The sequence below is a fragment of the Flagellimonas maritima genome (assembly GCF_003269425.1).
Taxonomy (GTDB): Bacteria; Bacteroidota; Bacteroidia; order Flavobacteriales; family Flavobacteriaceae; genus Flagellimonas; species Flagellimonas maritima.
In genome coordinates this window covers 1,249,484-1,273,870 of record NZ_CP030104.1, presented here as the reverse complement: position 1 = coordinate 1,273,870, position 24,387 = coordinate 1,249,484, and the positions used below count along the sequence as shown (strand labels likewise).

General features: G+C 38.1%; 25 protein-coding genes. 13 read left to right on the top strand and 12 right to left on the bottom strand.

Annotated elements, in window-relative coordinates:
• Positions 1–63 precede the first annotated feature (63 nt).
• Positions 64–987: a LysR family transcriptional regulator gene (locus HME9304_RS05570; RefSeq protein ID WP_112379737.1), complete on the top strand. Its 924-nt coding sequence runs from the start codon at positions 64–66 to the stop codon at positions 985–987.
• A gap of 16 nt (positions 988–1,003) precedes the next feature.
• On the opposite strand, the gene HME9304_RS05565 is transcribed toward HME9304_RS05570, so the two are convergent.
• The 5 genes from HME9304_RS05565 to HME9304_RS05545 form a co-directional block, all read right to left on the bottom strand.
• Positions 1,004–1,354 carry a hypothetical protein gene (locus HME9304_RS05565; protein WP_112377639.1) on the bottom strand — a complete coding sequence of 117 codons (351 nt, stop codon included), beginning with the start codon at positions 1,352–1,354 and terminating at the stop codon, positions 1,004–1,006.
• Complete coding sequence (locus HME9304_RS05560; protein ID WP_112377638.1) at positions 1,317–2,753, bottom strand: NADP-dependent isocitrate dehydrogenase; 1,437 nt, start codon at positions 2,751–2,753, stop codon at positions 1,317–1,319. Before HME9304_RS05560 ends, HME9304_RS05565 begins: the two co-directional genes overlap by 38 nt.
• A 169-nt stretch (positions 2,754–2,922) precedes the next feature.
• Positions 2,923–3,186: a hypothetical protein gene (locus tag HME9304_RS05555; RefSeq protein ID WP_123877359.1), complete on the bottom strand. Its 264-nt coding sequence runs from the start codon at positions 3,184–3,186 to the stop codon at positions 2,923–2,925.
• Positions 3,187–3,315: 129 nt separating this feature from the next.
• The gene (locus tag HME9304_RS05550) at positions 3,316–3,669 is read right to left on the bottom strand and encodes a hypothetical protein (protein ID WP_112377636.1); all 354 of its coding nucleotides are present in this window, start codon (positions 3,667–3,669) and stop codon (positions 3,316–3,318) included.
• Positions 3,670–3,671: 2 nt separating this feature from the next.
• Positions 3,672–4,049 carry a hypothetical protein gene (locus tag HME9304_RS05545; protein WP_112377635.1) on the bottom strand — a complete coding sequence of 126 codons (378 nt, stop codon included), beginning with the start codon at positions 4,047–4,049 and terminating at the stop codon, positions 3,672–3,674.
• Positions 4,050–4,182: 133 nt separating this feature from the next.
• Between HME9304_RS05545 and HME9304_RS05540 the strand changes: the two genes are divergently transcribed.
• The 6 genes from HME9304_RS05540 (at position 4,183) to HME9304_RS05515 (ending at position 11,106) form a co-directional block, all read left to right on the top strand.
• On the top strand, positions 4,183–4,869 hold the full coding sequence (locus tag HME9304_RS05540) for a TetR/AcrR family transcriptional regulator (RefSeq protein ID WP_112377634.1): 687 nt from the start codon (positions 4,183–4,185) through the stop codon (positions 4,867–4,869).
• Positions 4,862–6,529: a peptidase domain-containing ABC transporter gene (locus HME9304_RS05535; RefSeq protein ID WP_112377633.1), complete on the top strand. Its 1,668-nt coding sequence runs from the start codon at positions 4,862–4,864 to the stop codon at positions 6,527–6,529. The genes HME9304_RS05540 and HME9304_RS05535 overlap by 8 nt, the downstream gene beginning before the upstream one ends.
• 4 nt (positions 6,530–6,533) lie before the next feature.
• Entirely contained in the window at positions 6,534–7,886 is a 1,353-nt protein-coding gene (locus HME9304_RS05530; protein WP_112377632.1) for an HlyD family secretion protein, read from the top strand.
• Positions 7,870–9,285, top strand: coding sequence for a TolC family protein (locus tag HME9304_RS05525; protein WP_112377631.1), 1,416 nt, complete (start codon positions 7,870–7,872; stop codon positions 9,283–9,285). Before HME9304_RS05530 ends, HME9304_RS05525 begins: the two co-directional genes overlap by 17 nt.
• A gap of 54 nt (positions 9,286–9,339) precedes the next feature.
• A complete protein-coding gene (locus tag HME9304_RS05520; protein WP_112377630.1) occupies positions 9,340–10,197 on the top strand; it encodes a YitT family protein in 858 nt (285 codons plus the stop codon).
• A 297-nt stretch (positions 10,198–10,494) separates the two neighbouring features.
• Complete coding sequence (locus HME9304_RS05515) at positions 10,495–11,106, top strand: thioredoxin family protein (RefSeq protein WP_112377629.1); 612 nt, start codon at positions 10,495–10,497, stop codon at positions 11,104–11,106.
• Here HME9304_RS05515 and HME9304_RS05510 read toward each other — a convergent pair.
• The 5 genes from HME9304_RS05510 to HME9304_RS05490 form a co-directional block, all read right to left on the bottom strand.
• Positions 11,089–11,808 (bottom strand): hypothetical protein, encoded by a 720-nt coding sequence (locus HME9304_RS05510; protein WP_112377628.1) that lies wholly within the window; start codon positions 11,806–11,808, stop codon positions 11,089–11,091. The two genes, HME9304_RS05515 and HME9304_RS05510, sit on opposite strands and share 18 nt — an antisense overlap.
• 75 nt (positions 11,809–11,883) lie before the next feature.
• Complete coding sequence (truB, locus tag HME9304_RS05505) at positions 11,884–12,582, bottom strand: tRNA pseudouridine(55) synthase TruB (protein ID WP_112377627.1); 699 nt, start codon at positions 12,580–12,582, stop codon at positions 11,884–11,886.
• 44 nt (positions 12,583–12,626) lie between these two features.
• On the bottom strand, positions 12,627–13,421 hold the full coding sequence (locus tag HME9304_RS05500) for an undecaprenyl-diphosphate phosphatase (protein WP_112377626.1): 795 nt from the start codon (positions 13,419–13,421) through the stop codon (positions 12,627–12,629).
• 1 nt (position 13,422) lies between these two features.
• Complete coding sequence (locus HME9304_RS05495; protein ID WP_112377625.1) at positions 13,423–13,686, bottom strand: DUF3098 domain-containing protein; 264 nt, start codon at positions 13,684–13,686, stop codon at positions 13,423–13,425.
• Between the two features lie 9 nt (positions 13,687–13,695).
• Positions 13,696–14,574 carry a cell division protein FtsX gene (locus HME9304_RS05490; protein WP_112377624.1) on the bottom strand — a complete coding sequence of 293 codons (879 nt, stop codon included), beginning with the start codon at positions 14,572–14,574 and terminating at the stop codon, positions 13,696–13,698.
• Positions 14,575–14,695: 121 nt separating this feature from the next.
• Between HME9304_RS05490 and HME9304_RS05485 the strand changes: the two genes are divergently transcribed.
• The 4 genes from HME9304_RS05485 to HME9304_RS05470 all read left to right on the top strand — a co-directional run bounded on the left by HME9304_RS05485 (position 14,696) and on the right by HME9304_RS05470 (position 20,248).
• Positions 14,696–17,830 (top strand): leucine--tRNA ligase, encoded by a 3,135-nt coding sequence (locus tag HME9304_RS05485; protein ID WP_112377623.1) that lies wholly within the window; start codon positions 14,696–14,698, stop codon positions 17,828–17,830.
• A gap of 94 nt (positions 17,831–17,924) precedes the next feature.
• The gene (locus HME9304_RS05480; RefSeq protein WP_112377622.1) at positions 17,925–18,179 is read left to right on the top strand and encodes a SemiSWEET family sugar transporter; all 255 of its coding nucleotides are present in this window, start codon (positions 17,925–17,927) and stop codon (positions 18,177–18,179) included.
• Between the two features lie 180 nt (positions 18,180–18,359).
• Entirely contained in the window at positions 18,360–19,460 is a 1,101-nt protein-coding gene (gene ald, locus HME9304_RS05475) for an alanine dehydrogenase (RefSeq protein WP_112379736.1), read from the top strand.
• Positions 19,461–19,552: 92 nt separating this feature from the next.
• Entirely contained in the window at positions 19,553–20,248 is a 696-nt protein-coding gene (locus tag HME9304_RS05470) for a zinc metallopeptidase (protein WP_112377621.1), read from the top strand.
• A 55-nt stretch (positions 20,249–20,303) separates the two neighbouring features.
• On the opposite strand, the gene HME9304_RS05465 is transcribed toward HME9304_RS05470, so the two are convergent.
• On the bottom strand, positions 20,304–20,774 hold the full coding sequence (locus HME9304_RS05465; protein ID WP_112377620.1) for an Lrp/AsnC family transcriptional regulator: 471 nt from the start codon (positions 20,772–20,774) through the stop codon (positions 20,304–20,306).
• A 48-nt stretch (positions 20,775–20,822) separates the two neighbouring features.
• On the bottom strand, positions 20,823–22,196 hold the full coding sequence (locus tag HME9304_RS05460; RefSeq protein ID WP_112377619.1) for a saccharopine dehydrogenase family protein: 1,374 nt from the start codon (positions 22,194–22,196) through the stop codon (positions 20,823–20,825).
• Between the two features lie 79 nt (positions 22,197–22,275).
• Here HME9304_RS05460 and HME9304_RS05455 point away from each other — a divergent pair, with 79 nt between their 5' ends.
• Together HME9304_RS05455 and pckA are read left to right on the top strand one after the other, a co-directional pair.
• Positions 22,276–22,668 carry a DUF423 domain-containing protein gene (locus HME9304_RS05455; RefSeq protein WP_112377618.1) on the top strand — a complete coding sequence of 131 codons (393 nt, stop codon included), beginning with the start codon at positions 22,276–22,278 and terminating at the stop codon, positions 22,666–22,668.
• Positions 22,669–22,733: 65 nt separating this feature from the next.
• The gene (gene pckA / locus HME9304_RS05450) at positions 22,734–24,350 is read left to right on the top strand and encodes a phosphoenolpyruvate carboxykinase (ATP) (RefSeq protein ID WP_112377617.1); all 1,617 of its coding nucleotides are present in this window, start codon (positions 22,734–22,736) and stop codon (positions 24,348–24,350) included.
• The last annotated feature ends 37 nt before the right edge of the window (positions 24,351–24,387 follow it).

Below are 24,387 nucleotides of genomic sequence, written 5' to 3'. Positions count from 1 at the left end.
AGATCAATGATATTTATCATATATTTTTATTTATATTTATTATGTTTTATATAAAATATGTTTATGAATTATACTTTGCACCAACTTCGTATTTTTTCTAAAATAGCTGAAAAACAGAGTATTACGAAGGCATCTGAAGAACTTCACTTGACACAGCCAGCAGTCTCCATTCAATTAAAAAATTTTCAAAATCAGTTTCCAATTCCATTGACAGAGGTAATAGGGAGGCAACTATTTATCACCGATTTTGGCAAGGAAATCGCATCGGCGGCAAAAAGGATTCTTAATGAAGTAGACCGTATCGACTACAAGCTACTCACATTTAAAGGAGAATTAGCGGGGAAATTAAAAATATCTGTCGTTTCAACGGGGAAATATGTGATGCCTTATTTTTTATCAGAATTTATGCGTGAGAATTCTGGAGTGGATTTGAGCATGGACGTGACCAATAAAGCCCAAGTAGTTGAAAGCCTCGAAGAGAATCAAGTTGATTTTGCCTTGGTGAGCGTTTTGCCCGATCATTTAAAACTGGAAAAGATAAGCTTAATGAAAAACGTGCTCTATCTTATTGGCAACCCTAAATATTTTGAAAAAGTAAAATTGACCAAAAGTGCGTTCTCTAAGGATACCCCTTTAATTTTTAGAGAGAAAGGCTCAGCCACACGTGCAGCAATGGAGAACTATTTAGTAGAAAAAAGCATAACTATTGCCAAGAAAATAGAGCTTACTTCAAACGAAGCGGTAAAACAAGCGGTAATCGCCGGTTTGGGTTGTTCCATTATGCCTTTGATCGGACTTAAAAATGAATTGAGCAATGGTGATATGAAAATAATTTCCTTAAAGAATCTACCGATTACAACTATGTGGAATCTGGTCTGGTTAAAAAACAAAAAATTATCACCGATTGCTTTGGCACTATTGGAATACCTCAAAGCTCAAAAACAAGAGATAATCGATACCAATTTTGAATGGTTTGACAAGTATTGAACCAAAAACCAAAATATTATTTTACGATTATGTTGACAGTACTATGGATTTCCAATTTTTTGCCATGATTTCTGGCTTTTACCACTAGTTCGGTCACCTCTTGTTTCGCAGCTTTAAGATCTTCTATTCTTTTTTGGGATTTTTCAGGGTCACTGTTTTGGGTTTCCTTTAAGTTCAATAGTTGAACCGTATGAAACTTTATTTTATAATTGAGCAGTGATAACAATACTTCAGCAGATTCCGCAGGCTCAAATTCACCTTCAACCAATCGTACATTGTACGATTGGTTTTCAGCGTTTTCACAAACAGTTTTCCGTGATTGTGTATTTTTATTGCCCTTGAGCCATTGAAAAAGCCTGTTTTCCATCAAAAAAGTAAAGATTTTCAGTTTTTATTACATCAATATCATTTGTAATTGCTCTACCTAAAAGTTCTACTACTTCAGAATTATTAATGGAACTTTCATCTGTTGTAGCGAAACGACACCTCCAGTGGTCTGTGCAAAAAGTTTCTTCAAAACCATTTGGCCAAACCTTGACCCCTCTATTGGTAATGACCTGCAACTTTAATTTATCGTTCTCCATCTTTTGGAGTTTGGCCGCAATTTCATCTGGATCTGTTCCTGACCAGTGAGCAAAAACGTCCACACCTTTCAATTCCTTTTTAAGTGGTTTTTTTCTTGGAGTGGTCGGCAAATCCAGAGGTCCTGTTTTTTCATACGATACACTCTTTAGAGTATTTGGTTTTTGACCAAGATTGGAAATTACCGCCTCGGCAAATTCTTTTGTGCCAACTTTTTCTTTACTGGTTTTCTCATCAAAGATATCATAGGTATGGATACCATCTTCCATGGTCTTCAACCAAGCGTTTTCAACTTTTTCGGCTATGTCATTTTGTCCTAAGTGATTTAGCATCATGATTGCTCCCCTCAAAAGACCGGATGGGTTGGCCAAATTTTGTCCTGCCCTACGTGGTGCGGAACCGTGGATAGCTTCAAACATAGCACAAGTTTCACCGATATTGGCAGATCCTGCAAGACCAACTGAACCTGTAATTTGTGCAGCTACATCAGATAATACATCTCCATAAAGATTGGGCATTACAATTACGTCAAAAATCTCTGGTGTATCGGCCAACTTTGCAGCACCTATATCTATTATCCAATGTTCGTTGGTAATATCTGGATATTCTGCAGCGATTTCGTCGAATACTTTGTGGAAAAGTCCATCGGTCTGCTTCATTATATTGTCCTTTGTAAAGCAGGTGACCTTTTTTCTATTATACTTTTTTGCATATTCAAAAGCATATCTGACTATTTTTTCACAGCCAGGTCTGCTGATCAATTTTAAACACTGCACAACTTCATCCGTTTGTTGGTGTTCGATACCTGCATAAAGGTCTTCTTCATTTTCCCTTATAATGACAACATCCATCTCAGGATGTTTGGTTTTTACAAATGGGTGAATACTGCGACAGGGCCTGACATTGGAGTAAAGCCCTAAGGATTTTCGGGTGGTAACATTAAGGCTTTTATAACCACCGCCTTGCGGTGTAGTTATGGGCGCTTTTAAAAAAACCTTATTTTTTCTTATGGTATTCCATGCGTCTTTGGAAATTCCAGAAGTGTTTCCTTTTAAATATACGTTTTCGCCAACTTCAATTTCATCCATTTCAAGCTGTGCTCCAGCTGCATTAAGGATTTTTAAAGTAGCATCCATTATTTCGGGACCGATTCCGTCTCCTTTAGCAATAGTAATTCTATCCATTTGTTAAAAATTTTTGACAAAAATGCGAATATGTTATTATATAATTTTATTTATATTAATTATATAAAACATTAATTTAATTTATATATAATTTAATTTTTCAATTTTCTAGATTTCATTAATTATCATTGCTGACCTAGATTTAGTCTGTTGTAATTATTCTTTATACTTATGCTTTTTCAGTTTTTTTTCTAAGATTTTTACTTTGTTTCTCATCCATATAAATTATGGGCATTGCATAGATAAGAGGTGGGTTCTTTATGAATTTTCTTTGAATTCTCTCATTTATTTTTGTAAAAAGCAGGGCTTTTGTTGTACCCATTATCAAGGTTTGTTCAAAACTTTCTTTTTCGTCATTACGACGTTGTTTGTAAAGTAGTTTATCTGAAACCAGAGCATTCAGCATTAATCTTTCCTCAATTAAGAAATCCACGATTCTGGTCGCTTGTTCAGAAGAATTGCAAATAATATGGACTAAAACCATGAGTGATCTTTATCAGAAATTGAGCGTAAGAGCTGATTTAAATTAAATGTGTAAATATACCAACCTGATATGGTATTATCATAGAGGTTTAAGTTCCCCACTATCAATTGCAGCATTAAGATGGGCGGTAAAAGTTTTATAGATTCTGAAAAACTTTTTACCGTTGGATTTCTCGATGGTAATTATGGGGTTTTCATCGTTGGAAATATCGGTTACGGTTACAATGGATTTATCCAAGCTTTTCATATTTGGAATCCCACCTCTTTTAATAATAAAATTTTTCCTTGGAATTTCAATAAATCGATAAGATGAGCCTAAAGGCTCTGTAATCATAAGTTGGTCACCAACATCGATTGAACGATTGTTGTTTTCTTGTGCATTTAAAGCAAATGCCGAAAAAAGTAAGGCCAGTGGAATAATTACAAATTTCATACTTATAATGGATTAAGGTTGGAACTGGAGTTCATGTTTTTTACCAATACGGCTTTGATGGTTTGTTTGTACCCATAAAAATCCTTTCCGTCCTCTCTTCTTAAAACCACTTGGGTGGTACCGTTGGGCATAACATCCATTTGATCTACAACTAAAATATTCCCGTGTAGGTTTATGGTAAAGCCAAAACCAGAAGAGGAATTTAAAGAATTGTTCAACATTACAACATCTGAGTAAGGTATTTCCAATAACATCCCGCTCTCAGAATCACCTCTACTCTCTGTAAAATGTTTAAAAGTTATATGTTTATAGCCTTCTTGGGCAAAACCCTGTAAGCCAAATAATAGAGAACACGAGAAAAGAAGTATTAGTTTTTTCATAACCCAATTTTAAAAAATTAACTGAAGTAAAGATAAAATAAAATAGCATTGCCTCTGTTAATAAGTAGTTAAACTATTAAAGCATAATAGTATTACTTTTATATTTGTTTATTGAAAAATCAATTATAAAGATATGGAAAGATTAATGCAGTCCATCAGGATAGATATTCCGGATAAGATTTATGTTAAAGATCCCGAGTCATCAAATTTGGGAAAAAGAATCATTGAACAAAGTATTTTAATGATAGACGAGATGGGTTTTGAAAGTTTCACTTTTAGAAAACTTGGACAGCGAATAAAATCCAATGAGAGTTCCATTTATCGTTATTTTGAAAACAAGCATAAACTTCTCCTTTATCTTACATCATGGTATTGGGGATGGTTGGAGTATAAAATGGTTTTTGCCACAAATGGAATTCCCGATAAAAGGGAAAAGCTAAGAAAAGCTTTGGAGATTTTGACACAAACTGTTGAGGAGGATGTCTCCTTTTCTCATATTAACGAAATTTTATTGAGTAAAATAGTTATTAATGAATACTCAAAATCTTATCTTACCAAAGAAGTAGACCAAGAAAACAAAGATGGCTATTTTGTTATCTATAAAAGGTTGATTAATCGCTTATATGAAATGATTGTGGCTCTTGATAATGAATATCCTTATCCCTCAAGTCTGGCAAGCACCGTCTTGGAAGGATGCCTACATCAATATTTTCTTCGTGAGCATTTTCCTATGTTGACAGATTGCAACCAAACGACCACACCTACACACTACTTTACCGATTTGGTCTTTAGGGCCTTAAAACCAAAAAATAATGGCTAAAAATATTCTTACTGCTTGGCAACGATTAATTAATATGCTGGCATTGGATAAGAAAGATGTACTTCAAGTTTTTTACTACGCAATTTTCGCAGGTCTTGTAAGTCTGTCTCTACCCTTGGGTATTCAGGCAATCATTAATTTGATACAAGGTGCACAAGTAAGTACATCATGGATAATCCTTGTTATTCTCGTTACGCTTGGTGTTGCCTTTACCGGCTTACTTCAATTAATGCAGATTAGAATCATTGAAAACGTTCAGCAGAAAATCTTTACAAGAGCATCTTTTGAATTTGCTTATCGTTTTCCAAAAATCAAAATGTCCGAGTTGAGGAATTTTTATCCACCGGAACTTGCCAATCGATTTTTTGATACCCTCAACGTACAAAAAGGAATTTCCAAATTATTGATAGACTTTCCAACAGCATTGTTACAAATCATATTTGGGCTTATTTTATTGTCGCTGTATCATCCATTTTTTATCATTTATGGTGTTCTTTTACTGGTGTTGATTTACGTGGTCTTTAAATATACAATCACCAAAGGTTTGGAAACTAGCTTAAAGGAATCCAAACAAAAGTATAAAGTCGCCCATTGGATTCAGGAAGTTGCAAGATGTATAGTAAGTTTTAAACTTTCTGGAAAAACGGAACATTCGCTTAACAAAAACGATGCTTTGGTAAATGGTTATCTGGCGGCCAGGGAAAGTCATTTCCGGATATTGGTCTTGCAGTTTATCCAGATGATAGGTTTTAAGATTTTGGTTACAGGAGGTCTTTTGATTATAGGAGGTCTTTTGGTACTGAGCCAAGAAATGAATATTGGTCAATTTGTAGCTGCGGAAATAATCATTCTTTTGGTCATAAGTTCGGTGGAGAAATTAATTGTTGGGCTGGAATCATTTTATGACGTACTTACATCATTGGAGAAATTGGGACAAGTGGTCGATAAGGAAGTAGAGCCGGAACAAAAGGAATTGGAGCTGTTCGAGCAAGAAAACTTTAAACTGGAACTTGATGATATTGTTTATAAGATACCTGGGAGCGATCGCAAAATTCTTGATGGCCTTTCCCTGACCATCCATAAGAAGGACCGTATTCTCATAAAGGGAGCCAATGCGTCAGGTAAATCTACTCTATTGCACGTTATTTCTGGATTGATAGAACCGGACCATGGTAATATTTTTGTAAATGAAGTAAGGTTAAAATCAGAGAACTTAAATCATTACAGGTCCCAGATCGGCCAATCATTAAAAGAAGAAACTCCTTTTGAGGGTACTTTATTGGAGAACATTACATATAATGATCCATCCATAAGCAAAGAGGATATAATATGGGTCTTAGAAGCAACGGGCCTACAGCAAATTGTAAAAGATATGGAAGATGGTCTGGACACAATAATTTATCCAGAAGGAAAACAGATATCCTATACTTTTGCCAAAAAAATCGTTTTAGCGAGAAGTTTGGTAAAAAAACCCAAGCTTTTAGTATTGAGGGATCCTTTAGATCAGTTTGATCATGACGAAGTTGAACGTATCATGGATTTCCTAACTGACCCAATTCATCCGTGGAGCCTGGTCATTGTAAGTAACGATAAAAATTGGATCAGCAAATGTGGTAGGGTCGTTACCATAGAGAATGGAAGAATAAAAAGTAACACATAGCGTCATGTTAAATATTTCTAGAAATCCATTAAATAGAACAGTTGACTTTTCAAGTTTTAAGGCGCTGGAACGAGTGTCATATCGTAAGCATTACAAACATTTCAATCGCTTTTTGATAGCGTTTGCTTTAATTTTCTTGATTATTCTTTTTCTGCCATGGACTCAGAATGTAAGCGGAAAAGGGTTTTTGACAACACTTACGCCTGATCAAAGGCCGCAGACTATACAATCCCCAATACCTGGGCGTATTGAAAAATGGTATGTGCGCGAGGGCGATTTTGTAGAGAGAGAAGATACAATTTTATTTATTTCCGAAATTAAAAACGAGTATTTTGATCCTAACCTGGTAGAACGGACAGGGCAACAGATAAAGGCAAAGGAAATGTCGGTCACTTCATACGAAGAAAAAGTAAAGGCATTGAATACACAAATCGGTGCCTTGGCCAACGAAAGAAGTCTAAAATTGGAGCAAGCAAGAAACAAGCTCCTACAGGCAAAGCTCAAGGTTAAGAGCGATAGTATAGACCTAGAGGCTGCAAAAACCAACATATCAATTGCACAAAGACAGAATGAACGTACCGTACAACTGGAATCAGAAGGATTAAAAGCTGTTACCGATGTCGAAGAAAAACGTTTGAAATTACAAGAAACACAGGCAAAACTTATTTCCCAAGAAAACAAACTTTTGGCGAGTAAGAACGAGGTAATCAATGCAAAGGTTGAAATTAATCGCATAAAGGCCGAGTATACCGATAAAATCTCAAAGGCCCGTAGTGATATGTTTACGGCACAATCCAATCAATTTGATTCTGAGGCACAGGTGACAAAATTGGAGAACGAGTTTACAAATTATTCCATTAGAAACGATTTATACTACATTAAAGCTCCACAAAGTGGGTATATAAACAGGGCAATACAAGGAGGAATTGGCGAAACATTTAAAGAGGGTGATAGATTGGTGGGTATCATGCCCGCCAAATACGATATGGCGGTAGAGACCTTTGTAGAGCCCATTGACCTTCCATTGATGCATTTGGGAGAAAAAGTGCGCATTCAATTTGATGGATGGCCCGCTATAATATTCAGTGGATGGCCAAACGTGTCCTATGGAACTTATGGGGGCGTTGTTGTGGCTATTGAGACCTTTATCAGCGATAACGGTAAATATAGAATTCTATTGGCTCCTGACCCTGACGATTATGAGTGGCCTCAAGACCTGAGGGTGGGCTCAGGCGCAAATACCATAGCACTGCTCGAAGATGTTCCTATATGGTTTGAACTTTGGAGGCAGCTAAACGGCTTCCCACCAAATTATTATCAACCCGAAAATAAAGTGGCCGATGCTAAAAAGAAATAAGCAGCACATCCCATTTTGGATACTCTTCTTTCTATCAACCTTTTATACTCAGGCACAACAAGATTCAATAGTGCTCAATTTCAAGGAGTATTTGGGGTACGTAAAAAAATACCATCCCATTGCCAAACAGGCACAGTTGACCATACCTATAAGCCAGGCCAACTTAATGAGGGCCCGAGGGGGATTCGACCCCAAAATAGAAGTGGATTACGACCGTAAGGATTTTAAAGAGACCGAATATTGGGATAGACTCAGTACAACATTTAAAGTACCCACTTGGTTTGGTATAGAACTCAAAGGTAATTTTGAGCAAAACCAAGGAGAATTTATAAATTCTAATGAAACCGTACCAGATGATGGATTGTATAGTGCAGGCGTTTCCATGTCTTTAGCCGAAGGATTTTGGATCAATGAAAGAATGGCGACCCTAAAACGTGCAAAATTATTTCGTGAACAATCTAAAGCAGACCAAGATTTATTGGTGAACGAAATATTGTACAATGCTTCCCTAGCATATTTTGACTGGCTAAGGGCATATAAAGATGCAATGATTTTCAGTGACTTTTTAGAAAATGCCGAAGTACGTTTCCAAGGAGTAAAACAACGGGCTTTAGCTGGCGACATTGCGGTAATTGATACTGTTGAAGCTAAAATTGCAGTGCAGAATAGGGCTTTGGGACTAGAGCAGGCAAAGGTGAGGTTCATGAAAAGAACCTTGGAACTCTCTAATTTTTTATGGATTAATGACGTTCCAGTCGAATTGCAACCTGAAGTGATTCCTGATGAAAATGTAGCAAGCGAGATTGATGTGACATTGGAGATAATGGGAAAGCCTCTGGACAGTTTTACATTGGAAAACCATCCCAAATTAAGGTCTTTAGAATTTAAAATCGATGGATTAACCGTAGATAGACGGTTGAAGGCGAATAAACTTTTACCGGTATTGGATGTGGAATATAATTTCTTGACGGAAACTCCCGATCAGATCAATTCCCTTATCGTAGACAACTTTAAAGGCGGTGTTACTTTTCGTTTACCGCTGTTCTTACGAAAAGAGCGCGGAGATTTAAGACTCGCAAAATTTAAGTTGCAAGATGCAAGGTTTGAACGTGATAATGCATTGGTAGAAATCCAAAATAAAGTAATTGCCATTTATCGGGAATTGGACTCTTATACAACCCAAAATCAGCTTATCGCGGATATTGTAACCAATTACGAAACACTCTTGAGGGCAGAGGAACGAAAATTCAGTTTTGGGGAGAGTTCTTTATTCTTGATCAACTCGCGCGAGAGTAAATTGATTGATGCAGCTTTAAAAAGAAACGAAGTACAGAATAAATTTTTCGATACCAAGGCAATGCTCTTTAAGAGTTTGGCCATTAATCCTGAAACTTTGTAGTACATGTAACAACGGCTTATAAATCCTAAGATTTTAATTAGTACGGTAGAAACAATGAAGGTAAATTCACATCTTAAGGATATTTTTTTCATCATCACTGGGATTTTTTCGGCAGCTTTTGGTCTTGAAAGCTTTCTATTGCCCAACAGATTTATAGATGGTGGCGCTACGGGTATTTCTCTTTTGGTTACAGAAGTTACATCCGTCCCGTTATGGGCATTGATTATTTTGGTCAACATCCCCTTTTTGGTACTGGGATATAGGGTGTTGGGAAAACAATTCACAATAAAAGCGATTTTGGCAATTTTAGGTTTGGCCGTTGTATTGGTATTCGTCCAATTCCCAGAAGTCACACAGGACAAATTATTGGTAGCTGTTTTCGGTGGGTTTTTTCTTGGAGCGGGAATCGGACTATCAATTAGGGGCGGAAGTGTTCTGGATGGTACAGAGGTCTTGGCAATTTATTTGAGTAAAAAGATGGGAGCCAAAATAGGGGACGTAATTATCATGATAAACGTAGTCATTTTCTTGGCAGCTGCATATTTGTTGTCCATTGAAGCTGCATTATACTCTATGCTTACATATTTGGCAGCATCAAAGACACTCAACTTTGTACTGGAAGGTATTGAAGAGTATACGGGAGTGACCATAATTTCACCAAAAAGTGAAGAAATCAGGGTAATGGTAACAGAGAAGCTGGGCAGGGGTCTAACTATTTATAAGGCAAGTGGCGGGTATGGAAAAAAAGGGGAACATAATCAATATGATGTTATATATACGGTAATCACAAGGCTGGAAATAAGAAAATTGAATATTGAACTTAACGCAATAGACCCAAAAGCTTTTGTAGTCATGAATAGTATAAATGATACAAAAGGCGGAATGGTCAAGAAAAGATTGTTAAAGAATTAGCCATAAAAATTCTACTTATTGCTCTGGAATGCTGTAAGTTTTTTAAATAGAATACTACCAATGAACTCATTTAGACTTTTTCAATTGGCTAAAAAATCGTCCTTTTTTGCCCGCTTTTCGTCTTTTTATCCTTCCATAGCCCTGCTATGCAACTCAAAAAAAGTCATCGATCAAGCAAAAAATCACTGATTTTCGCTTCAATCCAAAAAGTTTAAATGAGTTCAATGACAAAAATCACGTTTCAAATATTATTTGGAGCTTATTTTTGAAAAAAATTATGGTCCAAGTTGAAAAAATATGCAGAATGAAAAATTAGGCCTTATTAAAAGAAACATTGCCATGGGCATGGATTATGAGGCGTATAGGAAGCTAGTACATGATTTGGCTAAAAATGGAAAAACCACGGGCGACGACCCTTCGGAGTCATTGGTAAACTATACCCAACTCAATGACCGCAGAATGAATCGTTGGGACAAAACCTTGAAAATACCTATCAACATAGCGGAAAGGGTTTCAAAAATGAAATCAAAGCTTACCTTTTTGGTAATAAGTGAAAGTTGGTGCGGAGATGCTTCCCCAAGTTTGCCCGTATTAAATAAAATTGCTGATTTAAATCCAAATATTGAATTCAAAATCGTTCTTAGAGATGAAAATCCAGAATTAATGGATAGCTTTTTGACCAATGGGTCAAGGTCTATCCCAAAATTAATCATCTGGGACAGAGAGAATGACCATATTATTGGGGAATGGGGACCAAGGTCAAGTTTTGCAACCAAACTAGTTGAAGACTATAAACGTAAAAACGGTAAGTTGACTGCAGAATTCAAACAAGACCTTCAATTGTGGTACAATAAGGATAAGGGTTTGGATATTATAAATGATTTAGCAGGATTACTTCCGCTGAAATAAGTAGGTAATAGTTCCGATCTGCGTATTTTTGGAATCAGGACTGAACCTTGCCTTTAATGCATAAGCTATTGCATTATCTACCAAACAGCCATTGCTCGTACCTGAACTCTCATTGTTAAAATCAGCCTCGATTACGTAACCGGATTCATCCACCTTTATGTTGACTACCACTTTTCCACCTTCAATACAGGTATAAATTGGAGGCGGTAGGGAATACGCATTACGATCGATCAAGGAATAGGAAATGGATGTGCGTTTATCTTTTAGGTTATTTGTAAACTCCTCTTTTTGGGCTTCACGCTCACCCAATTTTTGTTTTTTTTCCTCTCGTTTTGCAGCGAGTTCTTTTAGATGGGCCTCAAATTCGCTATCTGATCCCGTAAATTCACCTTGCTCATTATTTAATGCACGCTCTTCCAGAATCTCTTCCAATGTTTTTAGCGGCTCAGGATTTCCTACGGATGGTTTTGCAGTTTCATTGAATGCCATATGGCTTTTGATCGGGTCGCTATTGGCCAGCTCTTCCAATCGCTCTTCCTCTTCTTGCAACAACTCCTCAATATCCTCATCTGCCAAACTCATCTCAATAACATATTCTTCTTCCTTTACGCCCCCCAAATGAATGTTGTATAACAACAATACAATGAGCGACATGGAGAAAAAAGTTATTAATAACGATAACTGGTTTCTGTTGAGGTTCATGGTGATATAATAACCTTGTTTTTTTAAAAATATTACATTTCAATAAGTATACCTAAGCGGTATTTATAAAGGATTTTAACTTTTGTCCTGCAGATTTTCCTTGAAAACCGATGGTGTTACAGCATTAATTACGTTAAAATCACCTATTCTGGTTCTTCTGAGTGATGATAAATATGCTCCTGATCGTAAAGATTTTCCAAAGTCATGCGCTAAAGAACGAATGTAGGTTCCCTTACTGCACACTACCCTAAATTTGACTTCCGGTAAACTTATGTGTGTAATTTCAAAATGAGAGATTACTATTTTTCGTGGTTTGATTTCAACTTTTTTTCCTTCCCGAGCAAATTCGTAAAGTCGTTTACCATCTTTTTTCAATGCTGAAAATATGGGCGGAACCTGTTCCATTTCTCCAAGGAATTTTTGTGCTGCCTCAACAATTGACTTTTCTGAAATATGTTCTACAGAAAAAGTTTGGTTCACTTCGGTTTCCAGATCAAAAGATGGCGTAGTGGCTCCTATGGTAAAAGTGCCCGTATATTCTTTGGCCTGCCCTTGAAGCTCAGGAATTTTTTTTGTGAATTTACCTGTGCAAACAATCAATAGCCCTGTTGCCAATGGGTCCAAAGTACCTGCATGGCCAATTTTGATTTTTTTAAGATTGAATTTTTTACGAAGCACCCATTTCAATGAATTGACCGCTTGAAAAGAAGTCCATTCCAAAGGTTTGTCTATAAGTAGAAGCTGCCCATTTAAGAAATCCTCTTTGGTTTTCAAGTGGATACGTATTTAATTTATAATTGAATCAGCAAAAGAAATACTTATCCCCAAATACTCCATGCAATGGCAATAAGACCAACAATCAAACAATAAATGGCAAAATAACTGAGCTTGCTTTGGCGTACCAATTTAATCATCCAGGTACAAGCGGCTAGCCCTGCCAAAAAAGCTGCAATAAAGCCAGCACCCATGGCTGCAGTTTCACCACCTTCAAAATTAATTTCGCCGCTCAAAATATCCTTTGCCACTTTCCCAACAATTAAGGGGACGACCATTAAAAAAGAGAAGCGTGCGGATTTCGTTTTATCGACCCCCAATAATACTGCGGCCGAAATTGTGGCACCACTTCGTGAAATGCCCGGAAGCATAGCCACTGCCTGTGCCAAGCCTATAATAAAAGCGTTTTTGAAAGAGACATCCTTTCCAGTAGTTTTTGCCAAATCTGCCAAATATAAAAGCACAGCTGTAACAAGTAACATTATGCCAACAATAATAATGGCACCATCAAAAAAGACCTCCATAAAATCTTCAAGAAAAAAACCTACCAGGGCGGCGGGAATCATTGAAATGATAATTTTTATTGAAAATTGGGTCTGCTCGTTCCAGTTGAACTGAAAAAGCCCTTTGATGATATCCCACACATCTTTTCTAAAAACAACAATCGTACTCAAAGCGGTGGCAAAATGTAAGATTACAGTAAACAAAAGACTTTCTTCAGGGAGTGAGTCATTTCCTAAAATAGCTTTGCCCAACTCCAAATGTCCACTTGATGATACAGGTAAAAATTCGGTCAGTCCTTGTATAATACCAAGGATGATAGCATCTATAATATCCAAACTACTTTTGCTTTTTGTTAGGGTTGAGTAAAATGGCGTATACTTGAATACCCAGACCGATTAGAACCAGGGTCGGTGCCAATCGTATCCTACGAAAGTTATAAATATCCGGATTGAAAACATTGGGATTATCACTTCCGCCCCCTGTCATCAGTATAAAACCAAGTGCAATAAGGGCCAACCCTATAAAAAGAAATATGTAATTTCTTTTCTGAAAGATAAACTGGGGATTTGGTTTTGGAATATTCTTGTTTTTCTTGCTCATGGCGCAAAGTTAATAATAAAGATCATCTGTCCTTAAATTCAAAAAGCGTTGGGTGGCAATGTGCGTACTTGCCCAGGATATAATGACCCCAAGACCAAACACCCCAACAAACAATGCAGCAAGAACCACTAAATCTTGAAACAGATTGAGTTCAGGAAAAGTGGCATTTACATAATACAGAACAACACCAAGTGCAATTAGTGCCAGAGTTGCACCCAACATTCCCAATTTTATGTTTGTCCAGATAAAAGGTCTACGTATAAAAGTTTTTGTTGCACCTACCATTTGCATGGTTTTAATGATAAATCTTTTAGAATAAATGGAAAGCCGTATGGAGCTATTAATCAATAAAACCGCAATCAATGTAAAAGCGGCACTCGCGACAAGAATCCATAAGCTTATTTTTCGCACGTTCTCGTTTAATAAAGAAATGAGGGGCTTGTCATAGCTTACTTCATCTACATAGGTCTTGGAAGCTATATCATTGGCAATCTCTTCAATTTGCCCAGGCGATACAAAATCAGCTTTTAAATTTACATCAACTGAGTTTTTAAGGGGATTATAACCCAAGAACTCAGTAAAATTTTCGCCGATATCCTCACTATATTGTTCAGCGGCATCTTCTTTGGAAACGTAATCTGCTGATTTAGTATAATTCGCCAATGCCAGACTTTTCTGGAGTTGATCAATTTCAATGGGCTTGGCATTGTCCTTTAAAAAAACCGAAATGGTAATCTGCTCCTTAAAATGATCCGCGAGTTTTTTGGTATTGATTACCAAAAGTCCCAAAGCCCCAAGTAAGAACAGCACCAATGCAATGCTCAAAACCACGGAAAAATAGGATGAGATCAGTTTTCTTCGTTGATATCGTTCAATATATTGGCTCATAAAGGAAAATCAATGAATTCATTTAAAAAGATTAAATGGGTTCAATATGTAAAAATAGAAAAGTAAATCGTAATTAGGGGATTAAAGCTATTTTTGCAATTCGAAAAAGACGTGAATACCTATGAACTACAATTTTCGTGAAATTGAGGCCAAATGGCAAAAATATTGGGCAGAAAACCAAACCTTTAAAGCGTTTACGAATTCTGAAAAGCCAAAGTACTATGCGCTTTCCATGTTTCCCTACCCATCAGGGGCAGGATTGCACGTAGGACATCCGCTCGGATATATTGCCACCGACATTTATGCGCGTTATAAAAGGCACAAAGGATTCAATGTGCTTCACCCTATGGGATATGATTCGTTTGGTCTGCCTGCCGAACAATATGCCATTCAAACAGGTCAACATCCCGCTGTTACAACAGAAGCCAATATAAAACGTTACCGGGAGCAGTTGGATCAACTTGGTTTTTCTTTTGATTGGAGCCGTGAGGTGCGTACCTCTGACCCTCAATATTATAAATGGACACAATGGGTTTTTATTCAATTGTTCAATTCTTGGTATAATAAAGACACGGATAAAGCTGAAAATATAACAGAATTGGTTTCCATTTTTGAAAAGTATGGCAATAAAAAAGTAAATGCTGCTTGTGATGATGATACACCGATTTTCAGTGCCAAAGATTGGAACGGTTTTTCAGATACGTCCAAGCAGGAAATTCTATTAAAATATAGGTTGACATATTTGGCCGACACCGAAGTTAACTGGTGCCCAGCATTGGGAACGGTATTGGCCAACGATGAAATTGTGAACGGTGTCTCCGAAAGGGGGGGACACACGGTAGTAAGAAAAAAAATGACCCAATGGAGTATGCGCATTACCGCATACGCCCAACGGCTGCTGGATGGTTTGGATACAATTGATTGGCCACAGCCATTAAAAGACTCCCAGACCAACTGGATTGGTCGCTCAGAAGGAGCATCGGTCACTTTTAATGTAATTGATAGTCTGGACGCTGAGCGTAGTCGAAGCGACCAAAATGTGATTTCGACTTCGCTCAATCACCATCGTGAGATCGAAGTTTTCACCACCCGTCCCGATACAATTTTCGGTGTAAGCTTCATGACCTTGGCTCCCGAGCACGAACTTGTTGCAAAAATCACTACGCCAGAACAAAAAGAAAGCGTTGAGGCTTATGTTGAAGCAACGGCAAAACGTTCGGAACGTGACCGTATGGCAGATGTAAAGACCATTTCCGGAGTGTTTACGGGCGCCTACGCAGAGCATCCATTTACCAAAAAACCTATACCCATTTGGATTGGGGACTACGTTTTGGCAGGATATGGTACAGGAGCGGTAATGGCCGTTCCCTGTGGTGATCAACGCGATTATGATTTTGCAAGACATTATGGTATCGACATCCCCAACATTTTTGAGGGAGTGGATATTTCTAAAGAGGCCTTTTCAGATAAAGCAAATACCGTTATTGCGAATTCGGATTTTTTAAATGGGCTCAATTATCAGCAAGCCGTAAAAAAGGCAATCGAAGCACTTGAAGAATTGGGGCAGGGCAAAGGACAGATAAATTATCGTCTGCGGGATGCAGTCTTTAGCCGTCAGCGATATTGGGGCGAACCATTCCCGGTGTATTATGTAGATGGAATGCCACAAATGATAGCCTTGGAGCACTTACCTTTAAAGCTGCCCGAAGTTGAAAAATACCTTCCAACAGAAACGGGCGAACCTCCTTTGGGCAATGCTACACATTGGGCGTGGGATACTGTTGAAAATAAAGTAGTCAGCAATAAGTATCTCTCATCCGCTGGGGGAGAGCAAGAGGCGGAACAAACAGTTTTCCCGCTCGAATTGAATACCATGCCAGGTTGGGCGGGCAGCTCCCAATATTTTAATAGATATATGGACCCACATAATGACGAGGCTATCTATTCACAAGAGGCCATCGATTATTGGGAAGATGTGGACTTATATATTGGAGGTAGCGAACACGCTACGGGCCATTTATTATATGCCCGTTTTTGGCAAAAGTTTTTGTTTGATAAGGGCATTGCCCCTAAAGATGAATTTGCCAAAAAATTGATTAATCAGGGAATGATTACGGGGACAAGTGCTTTTATTAGTGTAGTTTCAATCCAAGTTCCTTTTGACAGAGATTTATGGAAGAAACATCATAGCGGAGAAAAATCCTCAATAATTAAGTTTGTTGAAAGTCTTTCAGATATTGTGGTGTCAGCAGATATTAAATTGGAGGTAGCAGATGAATATGCTCCAATTATTGTAGGCGCGGATAAAGAATTTTATGAAAAGTTGTCAGTTTTAAAAGAACTTTTTGAATCAGAATATAATGAAGGTTTTGATTTGAACCAATGTGAATACTTCTTAACTAAAAAAAGAATAGATGTAGGATATGTCAATGCTTCAGACGATTTGAATTTTTTTGATTTTGTAAAAGATGATAGATATAAAGAATTTGAAGATTCCGTTTTATTAAAACGGAATAATACAATTAAAGTGTCTCGAGAAATCGAAAAAATGTCCAAATCCAAATATAATGTAGTTAACCCAGATGCAATTTGCGAGGAATATGGAGCGGATTCATTGCGTTTGTACGAGATGTTCTTGGGGCCATTGGAACAATCCAAACCATGGAACACCGCTGGAATAACCGGAGTACATTCTTTTCTAAAAAAACTTTGGAAGCTCTATTCCCCATTTTTCGATAGCCTGCACGAAGGGGACACTGAGCGTAGCCGAAGTGTAGTTGAAGCAGAACCATCAGCTGAGAACCTGAAAACGCTCCATAAAACCATCAAAAAAGTAGAGGAGGACATTGAGAATTTTTCGTTCAACACCTCGGTTTCAACCTTTATGATTTGCGTTAATGAACTTACAGCTCAAAAATGTACCAGTAAAGCTGTTTTGGAACCATTGGCTATTTTGATTTCACCTTATGCGCCACACATTGCGGAGGAACTTTGGGAAAAGCTGGGGCATACAAAATCCATAGCTGAAGCACCTTTCCCAAAATTTGAAGAAAAGTATATAGTGGAGAGTAGTAAGGAATATCCAATTTCTTTTAATGGCAAAATGCGCTTTACCATGGAATTGCCCCTAGCTATGGGAAAGGATGAAATAGAAGCTGCAGTTATGGCCCATGAAAAAACTCAAGCACAATTGTCTGGTCGTACTCCAAAAAAGATTATTGTAGTCCCTGGGAAAATCGTGAACATTGTTGGGTAAATGATGTAAAGCATAGTCATGCTGAGCCCGTCAAAACGTATTATAGTAATCTCCCAAATAATTCGACTGGTGAAGTATTACGTATATTGACTTTATGGAAACCACTGAAATCATTGGCCTCACCGCTGCAACACTGACTACATCCGCCTTTGTACCACAAGTATATAAGGCCTTAAAGGATAAATCCACGGCAGATATATCGCTTACCATGTATATTGTATTGCTTGCAGGGCTGATTCTTTGGATAATTTATGGGATTCACCTCAACAGCTTGGCAATCATCTTGGCCAATGTGGTTACGGGAATACTGGCCATAACAATGTTGATTCTAAAACTTATACATAAATAAACTTTTAGAGTAGGGAATCGAATTAAGATAAACATTTTTCTATACTACCCCTATTTTTATAGGGGTAAAGATTTAAAATATATGTTTTTAATCGATTTACCCCCACTTTTTATCTAATCAATATTTTATTTTTCAATTTTTTATACCACCTTTGAATCATTAATCAAAACAATGGATAAAATGATTATAGGGGTTCCCAAAGAAATCAAGAACAATGAAAGTCGGGTCGGAATGACCCCTGCTGGTGTTTTCGAATTGGTAAAGAACGACCATACTGTTTATGTACAAGCAGGAGCTGGTGAAGGAAGCGGTTTTTTTGATCAAGACTATCAACAGGTCGGTGCTACTATTCTAGATAGCATTAAGGAAGTATATGCCTTGAGCGATATGATAGTAAAAGTAAAAGAACCTATTGCCGAAGAATATGGATTGGTTCGCGAGGGACAAATTGTATTTACCTATTTCCACTTTGCTTCCAGCGAGGCATTGACCAAAGCAATGATAGCCAGCAAATCAACTTGTATTGCCTATGAAACAGTAGAAGATGAAGAAGGAACCCTACCATTACTGACCCCTATGTCCGAAGTTGCGGGCCGAATGGCAATTCAACAAGGTGCTAAATATTTGGAGAAACCTGCCAAGGGAAGGGGCGTACTTTTAGGAGGAGTTCCAGGTGTGGCACCAGGCAAGGTTTTGGTATTGGGTGCTGGTACTGTTGGAATTCAGGCTGCAAAAATGGCAGCAGGATTGGGTGCACACGTAACGATCGTGGATGTAAACATGAAACGTCTACGTTATGTAAATGACGTGATGCCCAGTCACGTGGTAACGGAATTTTCAAACGAGTTCAATATCAGAAAACTTATAAAGACCCACGATTTAATTATCGGCGGGGTTCTTCTGAAAGGTGCCAAAGCTCCAAATCTAATCACTAGAGATATGCTAAACGAAATGCGCCCCGGTACGGTTATCGTAGATGTTGCCGTAGACCAGGGTGGATGCGTAGAGACTACAAAGGCAACTACCCATGAAGATCCTATATATATTATTGATGATGTTGTGCACTATTGTGTGGCAAATATGCCTGGGGCAGTCCCTTATACCTCCACTGTTGCCTTGACCAATGTAACATTGCCCTATGTATTAAAATTGGCCAATATGGGTTGGAGAAGTGCCTGCAATTTGGACAAATCACTCGCAAAAGGACTCAATATTGTAGATGGTGAAGTCGTATATCATGAAATTACAAGAGCTTTTGATTGGGAGCCCGTGCTAGCATAACATACATTTTGTCAGTTAACGACCCCGCTCAGAGAATGGCGGGGTTTTTGCTTTTAAGTTGGTATATTTATATCAATTAAAATAGAAAAATTATGATGACATATTATATATTGATCGGTGGAATTGCCCTAATAAGTTGGTTGGTCAGCAGCCGATTGAAGAGCAAATTCAAAAAATACTCAAAAGTCCATCTCCGCAATGGTATGAGTGGTGCGGAAATCGCCCAAAAAATGTTGGATGACCATGGAATACGTGATGTTAAAGTGGTATCCACGGCAGGAATGCTCACGGATCACTATAATCCAAAGAACAAGACCGTTAATTTGAGCGAGGGTGTTTACAGTCAACGTAATGCATCTGCGGCTGCGGTCGCTGCGCATGAGGTCGGTCACGCAGTACAGCATGCACAAGCCTACGAATGGTTGACGATGCGTTCTAAATTGGTGCCCATAGTTAGCATTACATCCAGTATGTCTACTTGGGTTGTATTTGGTGGTTTAATGTTGGGCGCAGCGGCCGGGGTTGGTTTTGGATATTACATTGCTATAGCTGGACTTGTTATGATGGGATTGGCAACGCTTTTTAGTTTTATCACTTTACCAGTGGAATATGATGCCAGCAATAGGGCTTTGGCCTGGTTAAAGCAAAAGAATATGGTAAGCCAAGAAGAATATGCCGGTGCAGAAGATGCACTAAAATGGGCTGCAAGAACCTATCTGGTAGCTGCTTTGGGAGCGCTGGCTTCTCTGGTTTATTGGGCTTGGGCCGTTTTTGGCGGAAGAGACTAAATTTCTTTATAAAACAAAACACAATACCTGTTCGGAGTAATTCGAACAGGTATTTTTATATTGAAATCTGTCTATCTATCTGTTGATTCAACGAAATAAAGGTTTCTGTTCTGGAAACTCCTTCAATTTGCTGTATTTTTTTGTTTAAAAGAACCATCAAATGTTCGTTGTCCTTACAAAGCACTTTTATAAGAATGGACCAATTGCCGGTAGTATAGTGGCATTCCAATACTTCAGGAATCTTTTTAAGCTGTTGTACGGCTTGCGGATTCGCCATGGCCTTGTCCAAAAAAATCCCGATGTATGCCATTGTGGTATATCCCAATACTTTTGGGTTGATGATAAATTTTGAACCGGAGAATAGCCCAGATTTTTCCAATTTGCGTAAGCGTTGATGGATTGCCGCACCAGAAATACCGATGTTACGGGCTATTTCCAAAATAGGCCTACGGGCGTCCTCCATCAAAAAACGTAATATTTTTTTATCAATACCGTCTATTTTTACCGAACTGTTAGGCTTCTTCACAAAAATGATTAAAGATTGAAGCTAAAGATACCGAAAAACTGGAAAACGTTAATTTGCTATAGAGTCTGGATTATACCCCAAATAGGGGACCTGGTGTTCCTTAAACTTGATGCCATACGACTTGAGTTCAGAAAGTATAGGTTCGTATACTTCTTTCTTGATGGGAATCTGAACCCCTGGACTCGTAATTTCTTTGTTCAGAATCTGAAGCGCTGCAATCGCTACGGGCAGTCCCACGGTCTTTGCCATAGCCGTATAGGTTCGATTTTCTCCCAATACGACCATATTGGCGTCTATTTGTTTTTTTTGACCGTCTATTTCATAACCAAATTTATGATACATTACGATCATATCTTTTTCGTCCTCTTGCAACATCCAACTATCTTCTAGGATATACTGCAACATTTGTGCTGGAGTAGCATTCTTTAAAGGTATTTTTTTAGTGCCATCAAAAAGGTTCAGCTCCATTAATTTTCCCCAGCGAATGTCATCTTGATCAATTTTAAGATAGTGGCGGAGCTTGAGCTCAACGGAATCAGTTGGAGAATAAGGTAAAAAAAGGTTTAAAAACTCACGATAGGACATCCCTTCTGAATTTTCAACCGTATAGCTATCATCGGTCAATCCTAGTAGAACGAACATCTGCCAAGCTTTGGAAAAGCCCACTCTGCGCATTGTACCACGGTAAAGTGTCAAAACATTCTGTAACCCATAGGCATCCCTATATTTTAGAGAATCCCTATTTGGATAAACCTCAAAAGTTCCATAATCAGCTATATCTACCAATTCGGTCCTACGAAACAGTTTTTGATAGGGAATATACTTGTAGGTTCCCTCCTGAATAAATTTAGCAGCCCCACCTTGACCGGCGACCACAACATTTCTCGGGTTCCAGGTAAATTTATAGTTCCAAAGATTGGAATCGTTTTCAGGTGCTACCAACCCTCCTGTAAAAGATTCAAAAAGCAACATTTTCCCACCATTATTTCTTATACGGTCGATTATCTCCATGGCACTCATATGATCAATACCTGGATCAAGTCCTACTTCATTTAAAAAGATTAGCCCTTGCTTCTTGGCATCCCCATCCAGTGCAGCAATTTCTTTGCTTACGTAAGATGCGGTAACAAGATGTTTTTTAAAATATATGCAATCTTCTGCTATTTTGATATGCAACCTTGCGGGTAACATTGAAATAACCAGCGAGGAAGCTGCTATTACTTTTTTTCGCTGTTGATCATTAAAGATGTCAAGCGAGATTACATTACAATTTGGGTGAGATGAAAACTCTTTGGAAATGTGTTCGGGATGAAGGTCACCGATAACCAGTTGAAGATTTTCCACATTGGATTTTTTAAGAATATAATCCAAGAGATAAGAGGTTGACTTACCTGCTCCAAGTACCAAAATAGTGCGAGCCATAGGTTTTGTTTACTTTTGATTAAAACGAATACTAAAGTATCAAATTGTTATATTTTTAAATATTAAAGCTTTTAAAGTTATGAACAAAACAATTTTGACCAGTGGAATCTTGCTTGGTATTTTGGGAATAATCTTAGGTGCCTTCGGTACGCACGGCTTAGAAAAAATAGTCAATGCCAATGCAGTTGCCAGTTTTGAAACTGGGGTCCGCTACCAGATATACCATGCACTTTTTCTATTGTTTTTAGGGTCTTGGGAGGGTTTGGGCAATAAGCAAAAGAAACTGGTTTTTATAACCATAATTTTAGGGGTGCTACTATTTTCGTTTTCAATCTATTTGCTCGCACTGAATGGCTTAACTACCTTCGATTTTAAGCAAATAGCGTTCGTTACTCCTGTGGGCGGCACTTTTCTAATTTTTGGTTGGTTTCTTGCGGGATATTATATTTTGACCGGAAAATCGGTCAAATAAACTATCAAAATAGTCCTGAAAAGTTATAATTTTCTAGCTTTGCACCAACTAAAAACTACAAAAGCATGGATGCTCATATCCCAGTGACGAAATCGATTTCGTTAAATCAGTATGGAATACAGCATACGAACATACATTATCAATTATCCTCCAAGGAACTCCATCAGCTAACCATTGAAAAAGATATGGGCAAAGAAGCTTCTTCCGGTGCCTTGGCTGTTAATACCGGTGAGTTTACAGGAAGGTCTCCAATGGACCGATTCATTGTTAAGGATAATATTACGACAGATAAAGTTTGGTGGGGGAAAATTAACATACCTTTTGAAAATGACAGATTTGATCAACTTTATGACAAAGTAATTGCTTACTTGAACGAAAAAGAACTTTTTGTACGGGATTGTTATGCTTGTGCGGATGAGGATTACAAACTTAATATTAGGGTAATCAATGAATATCCGTGGTCAAATATGTTTGCCTACAATATGTTCTTGAGACCAACAGAGGAAGAACTGAAGAATTTTGACCCTGAATGGACCGTTATCAACGCCCCAGGTTTTATGGCAGATGCGGAAGTTGATGGCACAAGACAGCATAACTTTGCAATTCTAAATTTTTCCAGAAAAATTGCATTGATAGGGGGCACGGGATACACGGGCGAAATCAAAAAAGGTATCTTCTCTGCTCTAAATTTTATTTTACCTGTCAATAAGAATACCCTTCCAATGCACTGCTCAGCAAACGTGGGTGAAGCTGGTGATACGGCACTCTTTTTTGGCCTTTCAGGAACTGGAAAGACAACGCTTTCCACGGACCCTGACCGAAAACTGATAGGGGATGACGAACATGGATGGACCGCAGGGAATACTGTATTTAATTTTGAGGGAGGGTGTTATGCAAAAGTCATTGACCTCTCCCAAGAAAATGAGCCCGAGATTTATGGAGCCATCAAACAAGGCGCTATTTTGGAAAATGTTATCATGGACAAGAATGGAGTCGTAGATTTCTCGGATACTTCAATAACGCAAAATACCAGGGTCAGTTACCCAATCTATCATATTGATAACATTCAGCAACCATCCATAGGCAAAAACGTAAAGAATATTTTCTTTTTAACAGCCGATGCTTTTGGAGTCTTGCCCCCAATTTCTAAATTAACGCCAGCTCAAGCTGCATACCACTTCATTTCTGGGTATACGGCAAAAGTTGCGGGTACAGAGGCAGGCGTTGTTGAACCGCAGCCCTCTTTTTCAGCTTGTTTTGGAGCGCCATTTATGCCGTTGCATCCGGCTAAGTATGCTGAAATGCTGAGCAAAAAGATGCAAGAATCCGGGGTTGATGTTTGGCTAATCAATACGGGTTGGACAGGTGGTCCTTACGGTGTGGGGACAAGGATGAAATTAAAATATACAAGGGCCATGATAAGTGCGGCATTAAGTGGGGCGCTTGGGCTCTATAGCTACGACAACTATCATATCCACTCCGTGTTTGGAGTTGCCCAGCCCAGGGAGTGTCCAGGAGTACCAACTACCGTGTTAAGTCCCAGAACTACATGGAACAATGATGAAGCATATTACAAAACTGCATTCAAGCTTACCAATGCTTTTAGGGAAAATTTCAAAAAATTTGAATCCTACGCCAGTGAGGAAATAAGGCGTGGAGGTCCGCAACGGTATGCGTTTTAAACAGAGAGGGCCCGGTCATTGACCGGGCCCTCTCTGT